15 protein-coding genes are annotated in these 17,689 nt (G+C 73.1%); 10 read left to right on the top strand and 5 right to left on the bottom strand.

The genetic code is table 11. The features are described 5' to 3' along the window. Positions 1-190 precede the first annotated feature (190 nt). From OG885_RS37800 to OG885_RS37815, 4 genes are all read left to right on the top strand, one after another. Positions 191-1,981, top strand: a complete 1,791-nt coding sequence (locus OG885_RS37800; protein WP_405739666.1) for an RICIN domain-containing protein — start codon at positions 191-193, stop codon at positions 1,979-1,981. A gap of 156 nt (positions 1,982-2,137) precedes the next feature. Further along, complete coding sequence (locus OG885_RS37805) at positions 2,138-4,606, top strand: beta-glucosidase (RefSeq protein WP_405739669.1); 2,469 nt, start codon at positions 2,138-2,140, stop codon at positions 4,604-4,606. Next, positions 4,603-6,153 carry a carboxylesterase/lipase family protein gene (locus tag OG885_RS37810; RefSeq protein ID WP_405739672.1) on the top strand — a complete coding sequence of 517 codons (1,551 nt, stop codon included), beginning with the start codon at positions 4,603-4,605 and terminating at the stop codon, positions 6,151-6,153. Before OG885_RS37805 ends, OG885_RS37810 begins: the two co-directional genes overlap by 4 nt. 78 nt (positions 6,154-6,231) lie before the next feature. Continuing rightward, the gene (locus tag OG885_RS37815) at positions 6,232-6,876 is read left to right on the top strand and encodes a DedA family protein (protein ID WP_405739675.1); all 645 of its coding nucleotides are present in this window, start codon (positions 6,232-6,234) and stop codon (positions 6,874-6,876) included. Between the two features lie 61 nt (positions 6,877-6,937). On the opposite strand, the gene OG885_RS37820 is transcribed toward OG885_RS37815, so the two are convergent. Continuing rightward, the gene (locus OG885_RS37820) at positions 6,938-7,465 is read right to left on the bottom strand and encodes a gamma carbonic anhydrase family protein (protein WP_405739677.1); all 528 of its coding nucleotides are present in this window, start codon (positions 7,463-7,465) and stop codon (positions 6,938-6,940) included. A 114-nt stretch (positions 7,466-7,579) separates the two neighbouring features. On the opposite strand from OG885_RS37820, the gene OG885_RS37825 reads away from it, so the two are divergent. Next, the gene (locus OG885_RS37825; protein ID WP_405739680.1) at positions 7,580-8,335 is read left to right on the top strand and encodes an acyltransferase; all 756 of its coding nucleotides are present in this window, start codon (positions 7,580-7,582) and stop codon (positions 8,333-8,335) included. A gap of 9 nt (positions 8,336-8,344) precedes the next feature. On the opposite strand, the gene OG885_RS37830 is transcribed toward OG885_RS37825, so the two are convergent. Continuing rightward, the gene (locus tag OG885_RS37830; RefSeq protein ID WP_405739682.1) at positions 8,345-9,202 is read right to left on the bottom strand and encodes an EamA family transporter; all 858 of its coding nucleotides are present in this window, start codon (positions 9,200-9,202) and stop codon (positions 8,345-8,347) included. Between the two features lie 93 nt (positions 9,203-9,295). Between OG885_RS37830 and OG885_RS37835 the strand changes: the two genes are divergently transcribed. Further along, positions 9,296-9,868 (top strand): helix-turn-helix domain-containing protein, encoded by a 573-nt coding sequence (locus OG885_RS37835; RefSeq protein WP_399960372.1) that lies wholly within the window; start codon positions 9,296-9,298, stop codon positions 9,866-9,868. 43 nt (positions 9,869-9,911) lie between these two features. After that, complete coding sequence (locus OG885_RS37840; protein ID WP_405739686.1) at positions 9,912-10,466, top strand: YbaK/EbsC family protein; 555 nt, start codon at positions 9,912-9,914, stop codon at positions 10,464-10,466. 2 nt (positions 10,467-10,468) lie between these two features. Here the strand turns inward: OG885_RS37840 and OG885_RS37845 are convergent, their stop codons facing one another. Beyond that, positions 10,469-11,515 carry a cation diffusion facilitator family transporter gene (locus OG885_RS37845; protein ID WP_405739689.1) on the bottom strand — a complete coding sequence of 349 codons (1,047 nt, stop codon included), beginning with the start codon at positions 11,513-11,515 and terminating at the stop codon, positions 10,469-10,471. A gap of 60 nt (positions 11,516-11,575) precedes the next feature. Between OG885_RS37845 and OG885_RS37850 the strand changes: the two genes are divergently transcribed. Next, complete coding sequence (locus OG885_RS37850; protein WP_405739692.1) at positions 11,576-11,935, top strand: ArsR/SmtB family transcription factor; 360 nt, start codon at positions 11,576-11,578, stop codon at positions 11,933-11,935. A gap of 10 nt (positions 11,936-11,945) precedes the next feature. Here OG885_RS37850 and OG885_RS37855 read toward each other — a convergent pair whose 3' ends face one another. Beyond that, positions 11,946-13,166: a 4-hydroxybenzoate 3-monooxygenase gene (locus OG885_RS37855; RefSeq protein WP_405739695.1), complete on the bottom strand. Its 1,221-nt coding sequence runs from the start codon at positions 13,164-13,166 to the stop codon at positions 11,946-11,948. 78 nt (positions 13,167-13,244) lie between these two features. Between OG885_RS37855 and amrS the strand changes: the two genes are divergently transcribed. Further along, on the top strand, positions 13,245-14,279 hold the full coding sequence (gene amrS, locus OG885_RS37860) for an AmmeMemoRadiSam system radical SAM enzyme (RefSeq protein WP_405739698.1): 1,035 nt from the start codon (positions 13,245-13,247) through the stop codon (positions 14,277-14,279). Then, positions 14,276-14,488, top strand: coding sequence for a radical SAM-modified peptide, FtsH ternary system-associated (locus OG885_RS37865; protein WP_399960382.1), 213 nt, complete (start codon positions 14,276-14,278; stop codon positions 14,486-14,488). Before amrS ends, OG885_RS37865 begins: the two co-directional genes overlap by 4 nt. A gap of 1 nt (position 14,489) precedes the next feature. On the opposite strand, the gene OG885_RS37870 is transcribed toward OG885_RS37865, so the two are convergent. Then, positions 14,490-17,621, bottom strand: coding sequence for a hypothetical protein (locus OG885_RS37870; protein ID WP_405739701.1), 3,132 nt, complete (start codon positions 17,619-17,621; stop codon positions 14,490-14,492). Positions 17,622-17,689: the final 68 nt, after the last annotated feature.

Genomic DNA, 17,689 nt, shown 5'->3' on the forward strand with positions numbered 1-17,689 from the left:
TCTGAATTCACAGCGTTTTGAACTTCGGTCACTCGAACTTCTTGTTTCCTGTGATTCGTATGTGCGAAAGTGAGCGCCCCCTGGTGACCGCTCAGTAGCTGACGCGGCATAGGTATGCACCAATCACGCACCTGCTTTTCCGACGTATGCGTTTTCCCCGCGCGTCCGCGGCTCGGAAGGAAATGGTTCAGTGCAATCCCCGTACCCCCCACGACCCCCCTACCCGCCACGTCCGGGAGCGAGCCCCGGGGAGCCCGACCGTCAACTCGTCGCCCAACTGGGCGGTGCCGAGGGCGGTTCCCGTGCGACCGCCCTGCTGCTGGCCCGGCACTGGCGGGCCACTCATGACTACGCGGTCATCTGTCTGGCCTCCTCGTCCGGTTCGGCCGAGCTGGTGGCCGCCGCCGCGTTCCATCGAGTGTTCGGCCGCGCGAACGGCGGCGCCGTACGTCCTCAACTCCTGGCCGCCGTAAGGGAGACGGTGAAGGAGTGGGCCGCCGAGGACCGTATTTCCGCCGCGCTGCCGGAACTGGGCAAACCGACCGGAGGGCGTGGACTGCGTGCGGCGCGCGGTGTCACACCCGAAAGGCGGCAGCTCGCCGAGCGCGCTTTCCTGGCCCTTCCCGGGGCCTCCCAATGCCTGTTGTGGCACATGGAGGTCGAGGCCGAACCCATATCCGTACCGGCCGGTCTGCTGGGCGTCGACGTGGGCCGCGCCGCGGACGCCCTGCAACAGGCCCGTGAGCAATTCCGGCAGGGCTGTGTCCGTGCGCACCGGGAACTCGCGCCCTCCAAGGAATGCGGCTTCTACAACCGCCTCCTCGACGTCCCGATCCGTCGCGGCGGCCCCCTGCTGCCGGATGTCCAACGGCATCTGACGGAGTGCCGTTTCTGCCGGCACGCCGCCGAGCAGCTCAGCCATTTCGAGGGCGGCCTGGACATCCTGCTCGCCGAGACCGTGCTCGGCTGGGGCGCCCGGCGCTATCTCGACTCCCGCCCCGGCCGCGGTGGCACCCGGCAGACACCGGACGCCCGTCCGCGCGGCGGCCGGCACCGCCCCGCTCCGGCGCGTCGCCTCGCCGCGCCTCGGCGGAACGCGAAGGCCGTCGCCGTGGTCGGCCTGACGTCCCTGGCCCTGCTCGCGACCGTGCTCGTCGCCCGGGGCCGGTCCGGTGACAACGGTGTCCCCGACCCGGACGCCACCTGGGGCGCCCCCAGCGGCAACCGCACCAGCCCCTCGGTACGGCCCACCCCCGTCGGCTCCCCGTCGGCCGCCTCCGCGACCGACCCGGTGGAGGTCGGCCACGGCAGACTCCGCAGCGCCGCCGAGAACCTCTGCCTCGACCTGCACGGGGGCACGGCCGCCGACGGTGTCGCCGCGGTCCTCGCCGCCTGCTCGACGGCCCTGTCGCAGCAGTGGTCGTACGAGGGCGACGGCCTGCTGCGCAGCCTCGTCGACCCCGGGCTCTGCCTCGCGTCCGACCCCGACAAGCACTCGGTGGTCCTGGACGGCTGCCTGGTCCACGCCGGAGAGGTGCAGTACGACCTCACGGTCGGCGGCGAGATCCTGCTCCGCTGGCACCGGGGGCTCGCCCTCGCGCCCGGCGAGGGCCGGGACGTCGTGGTCGCCGACCGGGACGGCGCCGAGGACCAGCGATGGGTGCTCGAAACGGGCGACTCCGCGGCCACGGGGGAGCCGCGGAAGAAGAGCGGGCCGGAACAGAAGGGCGAGCCGGAGGAGAAGAAGAAGGGCGAGGGATCTCTCCCCGCGGTTCCTTCACCACGGGTCCCCGTCGAGCCCCCGAGCACGGCCTCGCCGCCCGGCGGTGATCCCGATCCCTACGAGACCCGCATGGCGCAGGTCGACCACCGGGAGGAACCGGAAGCCGAGGTGATCCCCCAGGTGCCGGTGGAGGTGCCGGCCGCGGTGTCCGAGAAGGCGGCGGCCGTCGTCACGTCCCTCGGATCCGTTCTTCGCTGAGCATGAGGGCCGCCCCATCGAGGGCGGCCCTTGTTCAGTTCATTGACACGAGTCACCTGCCGTCATAGTTTTCCCGCCGCATCCCAGGCGTTTCTGACCCCGCGTCAAGTCCGTTTTGTCGCACAGTGCGTTCAGATAGCGAAGGAGTGACGGCTCATGACCGACAGCGTCTCCGTCCCCCGGCGATCCGCCCTGCGTCTGCTGGGCGGGGCGATCGCCGTCGCCGCGGCGGCCACCAGCGGCTCCGCCGCCCCCGCCCACGCCCTGAGCAGACCCGGCCACGGCGCGGGACCCCGCGTCGAAGGCCTCCTCGCCCGCCTCACCCTTGACGAGAAGATCTCGCTCCTGCACGGCGCCACCGACCCCGCCTCCCTCGGCCAGGCGGGCTACGTCCCGGGCGTCGAACGCCTCGGCATCCCCCCGCTGCGCCTCGCCGACGGCCCCGCCGGCGTCCGCGTGACCCGGCACGCCACGGCCCTGCCCGCCCCCGTGATGCTGGCCTCCGCCTTCGACCCGGAACTGGCCCGCCGCTACGGCCGCGTCATCGGCCACGAGGGCCGCGCCCTCGGCCAGGACGTCCTGCTCTCCCCGATGGTCAACCTGATCCGCACCCCGTACGCGGGCCGCAACTTCGAGACCTTCAGCGAGGATCCGCTGCTCTCCGCCGACCTGGTCGCCGCCGAGATCGAGGGCATCCAGGCCGAGGGCCTCGTCGCCACCGTCAAGCACTTCGCGATGAACAACCAGGAGAAGGACCGCATGTCCGTCGACGTGCGGGTCGACGAACAGACCCTGCACGAGGTCGAACTGCGCGGCTTCGAGGCGGCCGTCGGCAGCGGCACCGGCGCCGTGATGGGCGCGTACAACAAGGTCAACGGCATCTACGCCTGCGAGAACCGGACGCTGCTCACCGACGTCCTGCGCGAACGCTGGGGCTTCGACGGCTGGGTGATGACCGACTGGTTCGCCGCCCACAGCACCCGAGAGGCCCTCGCCGCGGGCCTCGACATGGAGATGCCGGACGGCACGTACTTCGGTACGGCGCTGAAGAAGGCCGTCGAGAACCGCAGCGTGCCCGAGCATCACGTCGACCGGTCCGTGCGCCGCGTTCTCACGATCATGGACCGCTTCGGCCTCCTCGACGGCACGGCCCCGGCCCGCCCAGAACGCGACGCGAAGGCGGGCGCGGCCGTCGCCCGGGAGGTCGCCGAGGCGGGCGCGACCCTGCTCCGCAACGAACACTCCACCCTGCCGCTGGCCGCCGGCGCCATCGCCGTGATCGGCCCGACCGGCGCCCTGCCCTTCGTCAGCGGCGGCGGCAGCGCCCACGTCGTCCCCGACCACGCCGACAGCCCCCTCGACGCCATCAGGGCACGCGCGGCGCAGGTGACCTACGCCCTCGGCGAGGACCTCTACGGCAAGGCGATCCCCGCGTCCGCCTTCAGCCCCGCCCTCGCCGGCGAGGGCCGGCAGGTCGATGCCGGTGCGACATGGACGTACGACGGGACGCTCACCGTCACCGACACCGACGAGTGGACCTTCGTCCTCCACTTCACCGGCGCGCCCGCCTCCCGGCCCAAGGTGCTCCTCGACGGCGAGGACCTCTTCCCGGTGCTGCCCGGCTACGGCGAGTACTTCGCGGGCGGCCTCGTCTCCGCCGCGCCGGACGGACTGCTCGTGCGCCGCAGGACGCTCCCCCTGACCAAGGGCGCGCACACCTTGAAGATCACCGCGCAGGGCGGCGACACCGGACAGACCTTCCGGCTGCGCCGCATCACCGCGGCGACCCGGGCCGCGGACGTCGCCGAGGCGGTGGCGGCGGCCAAGGCCGCCCGCCAGGTCGTCCTGTTCGCCTACGAGGACGCCACCGAGGGCCAGGACCGCACCACGATCGCGCTCCCCGGCCACCAGGAGCGGCTCATCGAGGCCGTCACGGCGGCCAACCCGCGCACGACCGTCGTCCTCAACACCTCGTCCGCCACGTCGATGCCGTGGCTGGAGCGCACCGGAGCCGTGCTCCAGATGTACTACCCGGGCCAGGAGGGCGCGGCCGCCACCGCCGCCGTCCTGTTCGGCGACACCGACCCCGGCGGCCGGCTCACCCAGTCCTTCCCCACCGACGACGACCACCACCCGGTCGCCGGGGACCCACGCCGCTACCCGGGTGTGGACGGCGTCGAGGAGTACGCGGAGGGCGTCCACGTCGGCTACCGCTGGTACGCCGCCGAGGGCGTACGGCCGCTGTTCCCCTTCGGCCACGGCCTGTCGTACACGACCTTCGCCTACGAGGACCTGTCCGCCGAGCCCCAGGGCCACGGTCTCTCGGTGACCTTCACCGTCCGCAACACCGGTCGCCGGGCGGGCATCGCCGTGCCGCAGGTGTACGTGGGACCCTCGCCGCACCTCCGACTCGACCAGCCGGTACGGGTGTTGGGCGGCTATCGCCGGCTCGCTCTGCGGGCGGGGGAGCGCAGGCGGGTCACCGTGCGAGTCGCCCCGCGCACGCTGTCCTCCTGGGATCCGAAACGCCATGACTGGGTGCTCGGAACCGGGCGCCGGGACGTGTGGGTCGGGGCGTCGGCCGGGGATCTGCGGCTACGGACGCGGGCGGGGGTGGCGCGGTGAGGCGCCGGATCGCCGTCGCGCTGGCGGCACTTGTGGCCACCCTGGTGCTTCCCACGTCGGCCCGGGCCGCGTCGGGCGACCCCGTGGTGCGCACCGAGGCGGGCCTGGTGCGGGGCGAAGTCACCGCCGAGGGGCGGCAGTTCCTCGGCATCCCGTACGCCGAACCGCCGGTCGGGAAGCTCCGCTGGACCGCGCCACGACCGGTCCGGCCCTGGCAGGGCGTGCGCGAGACTCGGGACTTCGGCAACAAGTGTGCCCAGACGGCGAGTTGGGACCCCGGTTACGAGCAGCCCGCTCACACCGAGGACTGTCTCGACCTCAACGTGTATGTCCCCGAGGGCGCCGGGCGACGCGCGGTCCTGGTCTGGTTCCACGGCGGCGGGCTCACTGCCGGCGCCGGCCAGGACATCGTGCCGGACACCTTCGCACGGCAGACCGGTACCGTCGTCGTGACCGTCAACTACCGCCTGGGCGCCATGGGTTTCCTCGCTACGGCGGGTCTCGACGACGAGGCCCGCGACGGCGTCTCCGGCAACTTCGGCATGCTCGACCAGCAGGCCGCGCTGCGCTGGGTGCGCGCCAACGCCGGCCGCTTCGGCGGCGACCCCGGCCGGGTGACCATCGCCGGCGAGTCGGCGGGCGGCCGCTCGGTCTGCACCCAGCTCGCCTCACCCACGGCCAAGGGCCTGTTCCGGGCGGGCGTCATCGAGAGCGGCGCGTACGACGACTGCGCCGCCCGTCCGCACGAGACGGCCGTGACCGAGGGCGCCGACTTCGCGCGGAAGCTCGACTGTGACACCGTCGCCTGTCTGCGCGGCAAGTCCGCCGCCGACATCCTCGCCGCCCAGGGCGACTTCGACTGGGGGCCGGTCACCGGCGGACGTTTCCTGCCGCGGCAGCCGGCCGCCGCGCTGGCCCGGGGAGCCGCGGCCGGGGTGCCGGTGATGAACGGCGCGAACCGGGACGAGGGCCGGCTGTTCGCCTTCGCCCGCTTCGACCTCGGCGGCAACCCGCTCACGGCCGAGCAGTACCCGACCGTCATGCGGGAGGAGTTCGGCGAGGAGGCCCTCCGGAGCTATCCGCTTGCCGCCCAGCCGTCCCCGACCATCGGCTATGCCACGGCCCTCGGCGACACGCTCTTCGCCTGCCCGGCGCTCCGTCTCGACGGGGTGCTCGCCGGACGCGGACCGGTCTACGCGTACGAGTTCGCCGACCGCACGGGTCCGCCCTTCGCCTCGCTGCGCAACCTCGGGACGGACTTCGACTTCGGGGCGACCCATGTCAACGAGGTGCAGTACCTCTTCAAGCACTTCGGTCTGGAGTCCCCGCTCAACGCGGAGCAGCGGGCGCTGTCCCGGCAGATGATCCAGTACTGGGGGTCCTTCGTCCGGGGCGGAGCGCCCCGGGCGGACGGGCAGCCTGCCATGCCGTCCGGCACCGGGGAGGTGCTCTCGCTGCGGACCGCCTCCGCGGGCGGTAACGCCGTGAGCACGACCGTCCACAGCGCGCATCGGTGCAACCTCTGGGACTCGGCCGCCGTCTCCTAACGGGTAGGCTTCCGGCGCACGCCCACGCGGGCGTGCGCCGGGATCACACGGGATCACAGGACACGGGAGGAACCGGCGGTGCACGTCCAGGAATGGCTCGAGACCGTACCCGCGGTCAGCATCTATCTGCTGGTGGGCCTGGTCATCGGCCTGGAGAGCCTGGGTATCCCGCTGCCGGGCGAGATCATCCTCGTCTCCGCCGCGCTGCTCGCCTCCCAGCACGGTGACATCAACCCCTTCGTCCTCGGTGCCTGCGCCAGCGCGGGTGCCGTCATCGGTGACTCGATCGGCTATGCCATCGGGCGCAAGGGCGGGCGACCGTTGCTGGCGTGGCTGGGGAAGAAGTTCCCCCGGCACTTCAGCGAGGGGCACATCGCGACGGCCGAGCGGTCCTTCGAGAAGTGGGGCATGTGGGCCGTCTTCTTCGGCCGCTTCGTCGCGCTGCTGCGGATCTTCGCGGGGCCGCTCGCGGGTGTGCTGCACATGCCGTACTGGAAGTTCCTGATCGCCAACGTGCTGGGCGGGATCGTCTGGGCCGGGGGTACGACCGCGGTCATCTACTACGTGGGTGTCGTCGCGGAGGACTGGCTGAAGCGGTTCTCGTGGCTGGGGCTGGTGCTGGCCGTTCTTATCGGGCTGACCTCGATGTTGGTGGTGAAGAGGAAAGCCAAGAAGGCTCAGGTTGCTTCGAGTGAGGTTGAGACCGTAGGGGTTGCTGAGTGATTTTGGGCGCGGGTCTGCTGTGGCTGGTCGCGCAGTTCCCCGCGCCCCTGACGGCGTTGCCCTAGTCGTGGATTTTGTTGTGCGCCTTGGCCAGGTCCGCGTAGAGCGTGCCGTTTAGGGTTACGCCCTGGCGCTCTTCCTCGGTCAGTTCGCGCCTGATCTTCGCCGGGACCCCTGCGACCAAGGAACCCGGCGGCACCACCATTCCCTGCGGGACCAGTGCCTGGGCTGCCACCAGTGACCCCTCGCCGATCACCGCGCCGTTGAGGACCGTCGCGCCCATGCCGATCAGGCAGTCGTCGCCGACCGTCGCCCCGTGCACCACCGCGTTGTGGCCCACCGACACACGCTCGCCGATGGTCACCGGGAAGCCGGGGTCGGCGTGGAGGGTGCAGTTGTCCTGGATGTTGCTGTGGGCGCCCACGGAGATGGTCTCGACGTCGCCGCGGACGACCGCGCCGTACCAGACGCTCGCCCCCGCAGAGAGCGTCACGTCGCCGATCACCGTCGCGTTGGGGGCCACGAAGGCCTCCCCGTCGATCTTCGGTTCCCTGCCGCCGATACCCGTGATCAACGCCTTGTGCGTCATCGCCTCGCTCCTCCTGGCCGTCCTCGGTTCCTCCGCACCGTACGCCACCCGGTAGGGCGAAGATCACAAGCCCCCGACCTCATACGGGGGCCGTCCGCTCAGTACCGTGAGCGGGTGCTGAAGCGCAAGAACACGTTCTCATCCTGGCGGCGCCGTGTGGCGCAGCGCGCCGTCCATGCCGGCTGGGCCTGGGTGCAGCGCACGGGCTCCGTGACCGCCGACCAGCCGGGTCGCTTCTGCTTCGGCGCGATGGGAACGAGTACCAGACTCGCCTTCCCGCTCGGCACGGTCTTCGGAGAGCCCTGGATCCATCTCGGCTCCCACTGCATCGTCGGCGAACAGGTCACCCTGACGGCCGGACTCATGCCCGACCTGGACCTCGGCCCCGAGCCGATCCTGCGCATCGGGGACGGGGTGGTGCTGGGCCGGGGCAGCCATGTCATCGCCGACACGACCGTCACCATCGGCAGCGACTGCTACTTCGGGCCGTACGTGTATGTGACGTCGACGAACCATTCGTACGACGATCCGCACGAGCCCATCGGCAAGCAGTGGCCGCGCATGGAGCCGGTGGAGATCGGCCCCGGGTGCTGGATCGGGACCGGTGCCGTGATCCTGCCGGGGGCGCGGATCGGGCGGAACGTGGTCGTGGCCGCCGGTGCGGTGGTCCGGGGTGTCGTGCCCGACCATGCCGTGGTGGCGGGGGCGCCCGCGCGGGTCGTACGGCGATGGACTCCCGAGGAGGGGTGGCAGCCGCCGCTCCGGACTCCCGCGCCGGTGCCGATACCCGAGGGGATCACCCCGGAGCAGCTGAACGCGCTCGCGGAGCTGGACGAGGAGACCGTGGCGAAGCTCGCGGAGCTGGACTGAGCGGAGCGGTCAGCCGGTCGCCAGGAGCAGCGTGCCGACCAGGGCCAGGCCCGCGCCCGCCGCCTGGATCGCCCTCAGGCGTTCCCTGAGGAAGCCTCGGGCGGCCAACGCCGTCACGACCGGGTAGAGCGAGGCGAGTACGGCGGCGACCGTGACCGGGCCGATCCGGGCGGCCATCGCGTATGTGCCGTTCGCCGCGACATCCGCGAGGCCGACGAAGGCCAGGGCCGGGAGCGTGGACCAGTCGAAGCCGGTCGGGGGGAGGGCCGGGTTGCCCCTGCGCACGGAGGCGTACAGGGCAGCGCCGCCCACCGCGACGTTCGTCACCCGCTGGACGAAGAGCGCGAGGAACAGGCCGGTGACGGTCGTCGACGCCTCCGCGATCAGCGCGAACACCATGCCGAAGCCGAGCGCGGAGATCAGGGTGAGGACGACCGCCTCGCGCTGGACGGGGGCGCCTCGCAGTTGCGGGCCGCCCGCGAGGGCGACGCCGAGGACCGCGACCGCGATCCCCGCGAACTGGGTCGGGCCGGGACGCTCGCCGAGGAAGAGGCCGACCCCCACGGGGACCGCGACGCTGAGGGTGGCGAGCGGCGAGACGACGCCCATCGGGCCGAGCGCGAGCGCCTTGTAGAAGCAGATCATCGCGACCGGGCCGACGAGACCGGCGGCGAACGCGAACCAGAGGCGGGGGCCCGCCTCGCTCCAGCCGCCCAGGGCGACCACGATCGCGCCCAGCACGGCGGTCGCGATGCCCTGCGAGACGACGACCACCGTCAGCGCCGGGGTGCGACGGGTCAGCAGTCCGCCGCCGAAGTCGGCCAGGCCCCACAACAGGCTCGTGGCCAGGGCGAAGAGTGCTGTCACGGAGCGCCTCGCAGTACAGTTCGATGAACGATTCGGTGCACCCCACCGTAGTTCATCATCTTGCACACTGTCATACAAAATATTGGACGTGATGTGTCGGACCTCGACCTGCTGACCCAGTCCCTGGCGCGCAACGTCAAACGCTGGCGGACCGAGCGCGGCTTCACCCTGGACGTGCTCGCCGCGCGGGCCGGGGTCAGTCGCGGCATGCTCATCCAGATCGAGCAGGCCCGCACCAACCCGAGCATCGGCACGGTGGTGAAGATCGGCGACGCGCTCGGCGTCAGTGTCACCACCCTGCTCGACTACGAACAGGGCCCCAAGGTGCGGATCGTCCCACCCGAGCAGGTCGTGCGGCTCTGGCACACCGACGCGGGCAGTTACAGCCGGCTGCTTGCGGGCACGGAGGCGCCCGGACCGCTGGAGATGTGGGAGTGGCGGCTGATGCCCGGCGAGAGCAGTTCCTCCGACCCGCACCCGGTCGGCACCGTCGAGATCGGCCATGTCACCGCCGGGGAGCTGAGCCTCACGGTCGACGGCGCCGAGCACCGCGTCCCGGCCGGCTCCAGCGTCACCTTCGACGCCAACGCCGCCCACACCTACGGCAATCAGGGCACCGAACCGACGGTGTTCGTGCTGGCCATCTCGGTCCCGCCCGCGACCTGAGACACCCGGCGGGCCGCCGCCGCAGGGCTGTTAGCGTGCGGTCATGGACGCACCCATCGGACACTTCGAGCACGCCACGCCCGCCCCCGACTGCCTCGACGAACTCACCGCCCCCGTCGCGGACGCGGTACGCCGCTGGAGCGGCAGCGTCCCCGCCGAGCAGATCGTCTACGTCGACACCGACCCGGAGTGGGCCGACACCGCGGTCTTCGTGGAGCACTACGGGCAGGAGCTGCTGGAGCGTTCCGCGAACTGTGTCGTGGTGGCGGGCAGGCGCGGCGGTGAGTCCACGCTCGCCGCGTGCGTCGTGCTGTCCACCACCCGGGTCGACGTCAACGGTGTCGTACGCCGCCAACTCGGCGCCCGCAAGGCCTCGTTCGCCTCGATGGACACGGCGACGGGGGAGACGGGCATGGAGTACGGCGGCATCACCCCCGTCGGACTCCCCGCCGACTGGCCGCTGTTGGTGGACTCGGCCGTCGTCGACCTGCCCTACGTCCTGGTCGGCAGCGGGCGCCGGCGCGGCAAACTGCTCGTGCCGGGCAAGGCGTTCGCCGAGCTGCCGGGTGCCGTGGTGCTGGACGGGCTGGGGGTCTGAACTCAGACCGCCAGGTGATGGGCGAGGGTGAGATGCGGGTCGGTCTCGCCCGGGAGCGGCGCCGGGTCGGCGTGCACCAGGGCGGCGGTCAGGCGCGGTACGGCGTGCAGCAGCGCGTGTTCCGCGTCCACGGCGATGGCGTGCGCCTGCCGTACCGTCGCGTCCCCGTCCACCACCACCGCGACCTCGCCGCGCAGCCGGTGCCCGATCCAGCGCAGCCGCAACTCGCCCACCCCGCGCACCCCTTCGACCTCCAGCAGCGCCCGCTCGGCCCGGTCCACGAGGGCCGGGTCCACGGCGTCCATCACTCGCCGGAACACCTCGCGCGCCGCGTTCCGCAGGACCAGGGCGATGGCCGCCGTGATCGCCAACCCCACGAGCGGGTCGGCGAGTTGCCAGCCCAGCGCCGAGCCCCCGGCGCCCAGCAGCACCGCGAGTGACGTGAACCCGTCCGTGCGGGCGTGCAGTCCGTCCGCGACCAGCGCGGCCGAGCCGATGTCCCGGCCCACCCGGATGCGATAGCGGGCCACCCACTCGTTGCCCGCGAAGCCCACGAGCGCGGCGACGGCGACCGCCGGGACATGCTGCACGGGCCGCGGGTCGAGGAGCCGCTCGACAGCGGTCCACCCCGCGAAGGCCGCCGACGCCGCGATCGTCAGCACGATCGCGATGCCCGCGAGATCCTCGGCCCGCCCGTAGCCGTAGGTGAACCGACGGGTCGCCGCGCGCCTGCCCAGCACGAACGCGATCCCGAGCGGCACGGCGGTCAGCGCGTCCGCCGTGTTGTGCACGGTGTCCCCGAGCAGCGCGACCGATCCCGACACGGCCACCACCACGGCCTGCGCCGCCGCCGTCGCCCCGAGGACCACCAGCGACACCCACAGGGCCCGCATGCCGCGTGCCGAGGACTCCAGGGCCGGGTCGAGCTTGTCGGCGGTCTCGTGGGAGTGGGGGGTGAGGAGGTGCTTGAGACGGTGGCCGAGGGGGTGCTTCCGCGGATGGTGATGGGTGTGCTCATGCCCGTGTCCGTGGTGGTGCCGGTCGCTCACGTGAGGCCCCTTCCGGTGCGTGCGGTGGACGTGCGCCGCCCACACCGCCATTATGTGCGTATGAGCGCACGCATGCACCTATCACCTGCGCATCATGCGCACCCGCAGACCCCGGGCGACGAACAGTTCGCCCTCGCCGCCGAACTCCTCGCCCTCCTCGGCGACCGCACCCGCCTCACCCTGTTGCATGCCCTGACCGGTGGGGAGGCGGACGTCACGACCCTCACCGAGGTGTGCGGGGCGGCCCGGCCGGCGGTCAGTCAGCATCTGGCGCGGCTGCGGCTGGCGGGCCTTGTGACCACGCGGAAGGAAGGCCGACGGGTGATCTACGCCCTCCGGGACGGGCATCTGCGACGACTGGTCGACGAGGCGCTGAACGTGGCGGACCACCGGCTCAGCGACCGGCCCGTGCACGACTAGCGCCGGCCGCTCAGTACTCCGGGTCCTTGCCCAGGTACTGCTCGGCGAACGCGAGCGCCGCCGCGGGGGAGGAGAACAGGCGGCGCAGGCGGGCCTGGGTGGTGCCCGCGAGGTACGGGTCGCCGGACGACGTGCCGTGGTAGACCTCCGACAGCCACTGGGAGAACTCCTGGTAGTCCCAGACGCGGCCCAGACAGGCGGCCGCGTAGCCGGTCAGACCGGTGGAGTCGCCCTTGGTGAGCTGGGCGACCAGCGCGTCGCCGAGCAGGAAGGCGTCGTGCAGGGCGAGGTTCATGCCCTTCGCGGCGATGGGCGCGGTGAGATGGGCGGAGTCGCCGGCGAGGAAGAGACGGCCGAACACCATCGGTTCGACCACGTAGTTGTGCATGTCGAGGACGCGCTTCTCGATGAGGCGGCCCTCGGTGAGCGGTGGGGCGCCGTTCGCACCGAGGCGCAGCCGGAGCTCCGACCACACCCGGTCGTGCGACCAGTTGTCCGGGTCGTCGCCGGGCGGGCACTCCAGGTAGTAGCGGGTCACCTCGGGGCTGCGCGCCATGTGACCCGCGAAGCCGTTGGGGTGGATGCCGAAGACCACGCAGTCGTTGGACGGCGGCGCCTCCGCGAGCAGCGCCAGCCAGCCGACGCCGTAGTCGTGCCGGGAGACCAGCGCGCGGTCCGGGGTGAGCAGGGTGCGGGTCACGCCCCGCGCCCCGTCGGCGCCCACCACGAAGTCACAGGGGATCAGCCGGTCCTCGCCGAGCTCGTCGACGTACTCCACGACGGGGTGGTCCGAGTCCAGGTCGTGCAGCCGTATGTCCCGCACGCCGAAGCGTATGTCGCCGCCGCGTATGTCCGCGTACTCGTGCACCAGGTCCGTCACCAGCAACGGCTGCGGATACACCCAGTGGTGATGACCCGTCAATTCCGTGTACCCGAACCGGTACCGCTCACCGCCGAGCCGGAACTCGCACTCCGTGTGCCGCTGCGCCCGCTCCAACAGGTTCGCCGCGAGACCCCGCTGTTCGAGGCCGCGTACCGCCCACTCCTCCAACACCCCGGCGCGGGGCCGCTGTTCGATGAACGCGCGGGTCTCCGTCTCCAGGACCACGCAGTCGACGCCGACGGCCCGCAGGATATTGCCGACGGTGAGTCCGGCCGGCCCGGCGCCGATGACGACGACCGGCTTGCGGAGCGGGAGCGCACCGCTGGGGAGGGGGGAGACCTCGGTCATCCGAGCATTATGTCCGCGCCCTGCGGCGCCGGGGAACCGAGTACCGTGGAAATCCGGGTGACGGGGTGAGGTGGCGGGGTGGTCGCGTGGGTACCGGCGGACTTCTACCGGGCGGTCGACGGCGGCCTCCAGTGCACCCTGTGCCCGTTCCGCTGCCGGCTGCGCGACGGTGACACGGGCACCTGCAAGGTGCGCCGGCGGGACGGCGACCGGGTTCTGACGGCCACGTGGGGCACCACCGTCGAGCACTGGTCCGCCGTGGAGCGCAAGCCCTTCTACCACTTCCGGCCCGGTCTGCCGCTGCTGACCCTGGCCCCGCCCGGCTGCTCGTTCCGCTGCGACTACTGCGTCAACCACCGTGTCTCCCAGTACGGCAGGGACCCCGGCAGCCAGGTCTCCGCGCAGGACGCCGACGTCGAGAAGCTGGTCACGGCCGCCGCCGAGCGGGGCGGCGGCCTCGCCCTCTCCTACTCCGAACCCTCCCTCGCCGCCGAACTCACCCTCGAACTCGGTGCCCGAGCCCGCCCGTCGGGCGTGCCGCTGGTGTGGAAGAGCAACGGCTTCCTCACGCCCGAAGCGGTGGAGCGCGTCGCCCCGGTCCTCGCCGCCGTCAACATCGACGTCAAGGCCGCCGACGAGGAGGCGCACCGCCGGCTCACCGGGGCGCCGCTCGCGCCGGTCCTGGAGACACTGCGGCTGCTGAAGGCCGCCGGGGTGTGGGTCGAGGCGAGCACGCCGCTCATCCCCGGCACCAGCGCCGAGGACGAACAGCTCGTACGCATCGCGGAGTTCGTCGCCTCGCTCGGCCCGGACACGCCCTGGCACCTGCTGCGCTTCACCCCCACGTACCGGATGCGCGACCACCGCCCCACCTCGCCGGAGCGCCTCGCGGACGCGGCGCGCATCGGGCGGGCGGCCGGACTGCGGTACGTGTACGTGGAGCGGGCCCTCGGCGCCGAGGGCCGGGCCACCCGATGCCCGGGGTGCGGGGTCGAGGTGGTGACCCGGGGGGTATGGGGGCAGACGGAGAGCCTTTTGCGTGACGGGAGTTGCCCGGCCTGCGGGGAGCGGATCGCCGGGATCTGGACCGTGGACGAGAGGGGTGGGGCATGAGTGCCGAGTACCGCTTCGTGGAGGACCTGCCGGACCTGATCGACGCGTCCGAGTACGACGACCATCCCGACGGACGGCTCGTACGGCTGCGCATCAGCTGGGACGAGACGGGGGTCGAGGTGCTCGGCGACGCCTTCCGGCCGGACATGCTGGAGGCGTTGCTGGAGAAGATGGGGCCCGACGCGGTGGAGCAGATGCTCTGCGGCTGACTCAGAGCCGCCCGAGGATCTGCACGAGCACCCGCCGCAGGTCGTCCCCGTCCGGTTCCGGTGCCAGCACCCAGGTGTCCGGCCCGTCCGGCGGGACCGGGTGCCGCGGGTAGTGGACCCGGAGGGTGAGCGCGCCCGGCACGGGCAGCGGTGGCTCGTGGACGTGCGTGAACAGCAGGGTGCGGGGCTCGCCCGAGTCGACCGCGGCCAGCCCGCGCGCCGCGTCCCGGGCCTGGGCCGCCGCACGGGCCGGGTCGGCGGGCTCCGGCAGGACCGGCGTCCACAGACGGCGCAGATCCGACGCGGACGTCAGCCGGGCGGGCGCCGCGCGGCCGTCGAGGTGCACCAACGCCACCGCACGGTCGGCCGCCAGCAGCGCCGCCGCCAGCAGATGCGCGCACAGGCGCAGACAGCTGCCCACCTGCCCCTGCGCCGCGGCCCCCGTGTCCAGGACGAGTACCGCGTCCCGCTCGGTCCACGGCAGCCGCCCGCGCCGGGTGCGGTACAGCAGCGCGTCCTGCGCCCACAGAGCGTTCAACAGGGGCGCGGGCAAAGCCATTTGGCTCGGCACCAGCCGGTCGGGCGGCCCGTGCCGGGCCCACTGCGCGGGGGCGCCCGCCGTGGTGGGGCCGGGTACGTCGTCACCGAGGAGGGCGGGCAGGCGTGAGGGCAGGTCGGGGATCCGAGCGGCGGCCTCCGCGGCCGACGCCCACGGCCCCCGCGCGAGCCGCAACGGCAGCGCCGGGTCCTCCCGGACCGCGTCCGGACCCAACAGGGCCAGTAGCGGCAGGAGTTCGCGCTCGACCCGGTCCAGGGCGGCGGTCAGTTCGGAGGCCGAGACCGAGGGGCGCTCCGGCTGCTCGCCGCTGCCGCGCAGGCCCCACTCCAGCGTGGTGCGCAGCTCCTGGAGGGAGACACCCGGTGGTGGGACGTAGCGCGCGTCCCCCGGCAGCCGCGACGCCACCAGCGCGCCGAGCGCCGGATGCGCGGAGCGCGGCCAGCCCAGGTTCCGCAGGGCGCGGGCGGCCGGGCTCTGATGGACGAGCCGCCGTCCCGGGGGCGGTGCCGGACGCAGCAGCCCCGCGATGTCCGCGAGCGCGTCCAGCGGTACGGCCGCGTCGACCGCGGCGGCCATCGTGCCCAACTCGGCCAGGTAGGCGGGTGATTCGGGCAACGGCGGGCCGGGCTCCGTCGCCTCCGGCGCGGTCCGTACCTCCCACAGGAGGGTGCGGCCGCCGCTGTATGTCACGGCCAGTCGGCGGCCGTCGGAGGACCAGCGCACCGACCACACCGGGCCTCGCTCTGGCCCCTCGTCCAGGGTCATCGCCACCGTGCCCCGGGTCACGTCCCACACCTCGACCACCCTGGTGTCCGCACCGGGGCCCGGCGCGGCGAGCAGCGAGCCGTCCGGTGACCAGGCCAGCGCCGGTGCCCAGCCGCGCCCGCCCGGCACCCCGAACTCGCGCTGCACCCGCCAGGTCAGCGTCGACCACACCACCAACGGCCCCTGTCCGGCGGGGGGCGTCGCGGCCAGCCGGCTCCCGTCCGGCGACCAGGCGACGCGGGTGGCGAACGCGCCGGAGGGCAGGGGCAGTCGCCGGGCCCGCTCCCTGCGCGGCATGTGCCAGAGCATGACCGCGCCCAGGGTCCCAGCCGCGAGGACCGCCCCGTCCGGTGACCAGGTGGGGCGGCCCGTGCCCTGTGGGAGATGCAGACTCCCGCGCTGCTGCGCCGGGGCGCCGCGGGCGTCCAGGGTGTGCACGAACAGGTGCGTGGGCGCGGGCCCCGGCTCGGGCACGGCCAGCGTCGCCGTCCCTTCGCCGGGCGCCGGGCACCACGCGGGCCCCTGGCCGCCCTCCAGTACCGCCCGGACCTCCCCGCTGCCCAGGTCGACAACGGTCAGCCCCGCCTGACCCTCGCGGGACGCGCAGGCCAGCAACTCCCCGCTTCCCGGGGCGAGTTCCAGGTCATGGGCGCCGCCGGGCCCGGTGGCCACGGTCACGCTCCGGCGTCCGTCGTCCGGACCGGGCGCCTTCAGCGGGGCGAGCGAACCCGGCGTGGTCTCCAGTACCCAACGGCCGTCCCGCGAAGGGGCGATCGCCGGAGCCCACAGGGCGTCGCTCGCGTCGTACAGCAGCGTCTGTCCGGTGATCCGCGGTGCCCGGTCCCGCAGGGCCGGCAGCGTCCGTCCCACCGAGCGGCACATCGCCGCCGCCCAGCCGCGCAGCAGTACACCGACGCGGCGCTCCGCGCGGTACGGTGCCGCGTCCGGCAGCTCCCACAGCTCCGGGCCCGCCCCGGCGGTGAACAGCACTCGCCCGGTCGCCGACACGCTCAGGTCCCGCGGTGACGTGATCCGCGCGGGCAGCCGCGCGACCCGCTCCAGCGTCCGGTCGAGGACGAGCAGGGCCTCCTGGTCGGTGGCGGCCACGAGGAACCGTCCGGTCCGGCTGAAGCCCAGTCCCACGACGGCACCGGGAAGCGGCGCGTCGGCGAGGGTCCGGCCGGTGGCGCGGTCGACCAGGTGCAGCCCCGCCGCGTCGGCGAAGGCGAGCGCGTCGCGGTCCGGTGACCAGGCGAGGGCGGTGATGCCGGTGCGGCCCGTGCACGGGGCGAAGTCCATGCGGACCGGGGCGACGCTCCACAGTTGGAGCGCGGTGGCGGTGGCCAGGCAGAGCTGGCGGCCCTGGGGATCCCAGGCCAGGGCGACCACCGGGTCCACCGTCGGCAGCGGGGACGACACGAGGGTGCCTCGGTGGTGGACCAGCACGCCGTCTCCGGCGCAGGCCACCCACAGTCCGTCGGGCGACACCGTGAGCGTGTCCGCGCCGGCCGGCACCGGGAACCCGTCGTCGGCCGGCGCCCCGCTGTCCCCGTCGTACACCTCGACCCGCCCGGCCCGCAGCACGAACACCTCACCGCCGTCGGGCCCCCAGGCCACGGCCGCCGGCCGCCCCTCCCCGGGCGCCGACCACAGCACCCGCCCGGTGTCGTCACGACAGCTGAGGGCACGCTCGGTGAGATGCACGAACGCGGTGCCGTCCCGGGAGAGACCGGTACAGGGGTCGGTCCCGGTGAGCGCGAGCAGCCGCCGGGGGCCGGTTGGGGCGGCGGCCTCGGGGCGGGTCGTCACGGGCGTCCCGAAGAGTGCGCCGTACCCGCGCCGACGGTCGCGGGCGTGCTGCCTTCAGCCGCTGTGGC

The organism is Streptomyces sp. NBC_00028, from assembly GCF_045041065.1.
Classification (GTDB): domain Bacteria; phylum Actinomycetota; class Actinomycetes; order Streptomycetales; family Streptomycetaceae; genus Streptomyces.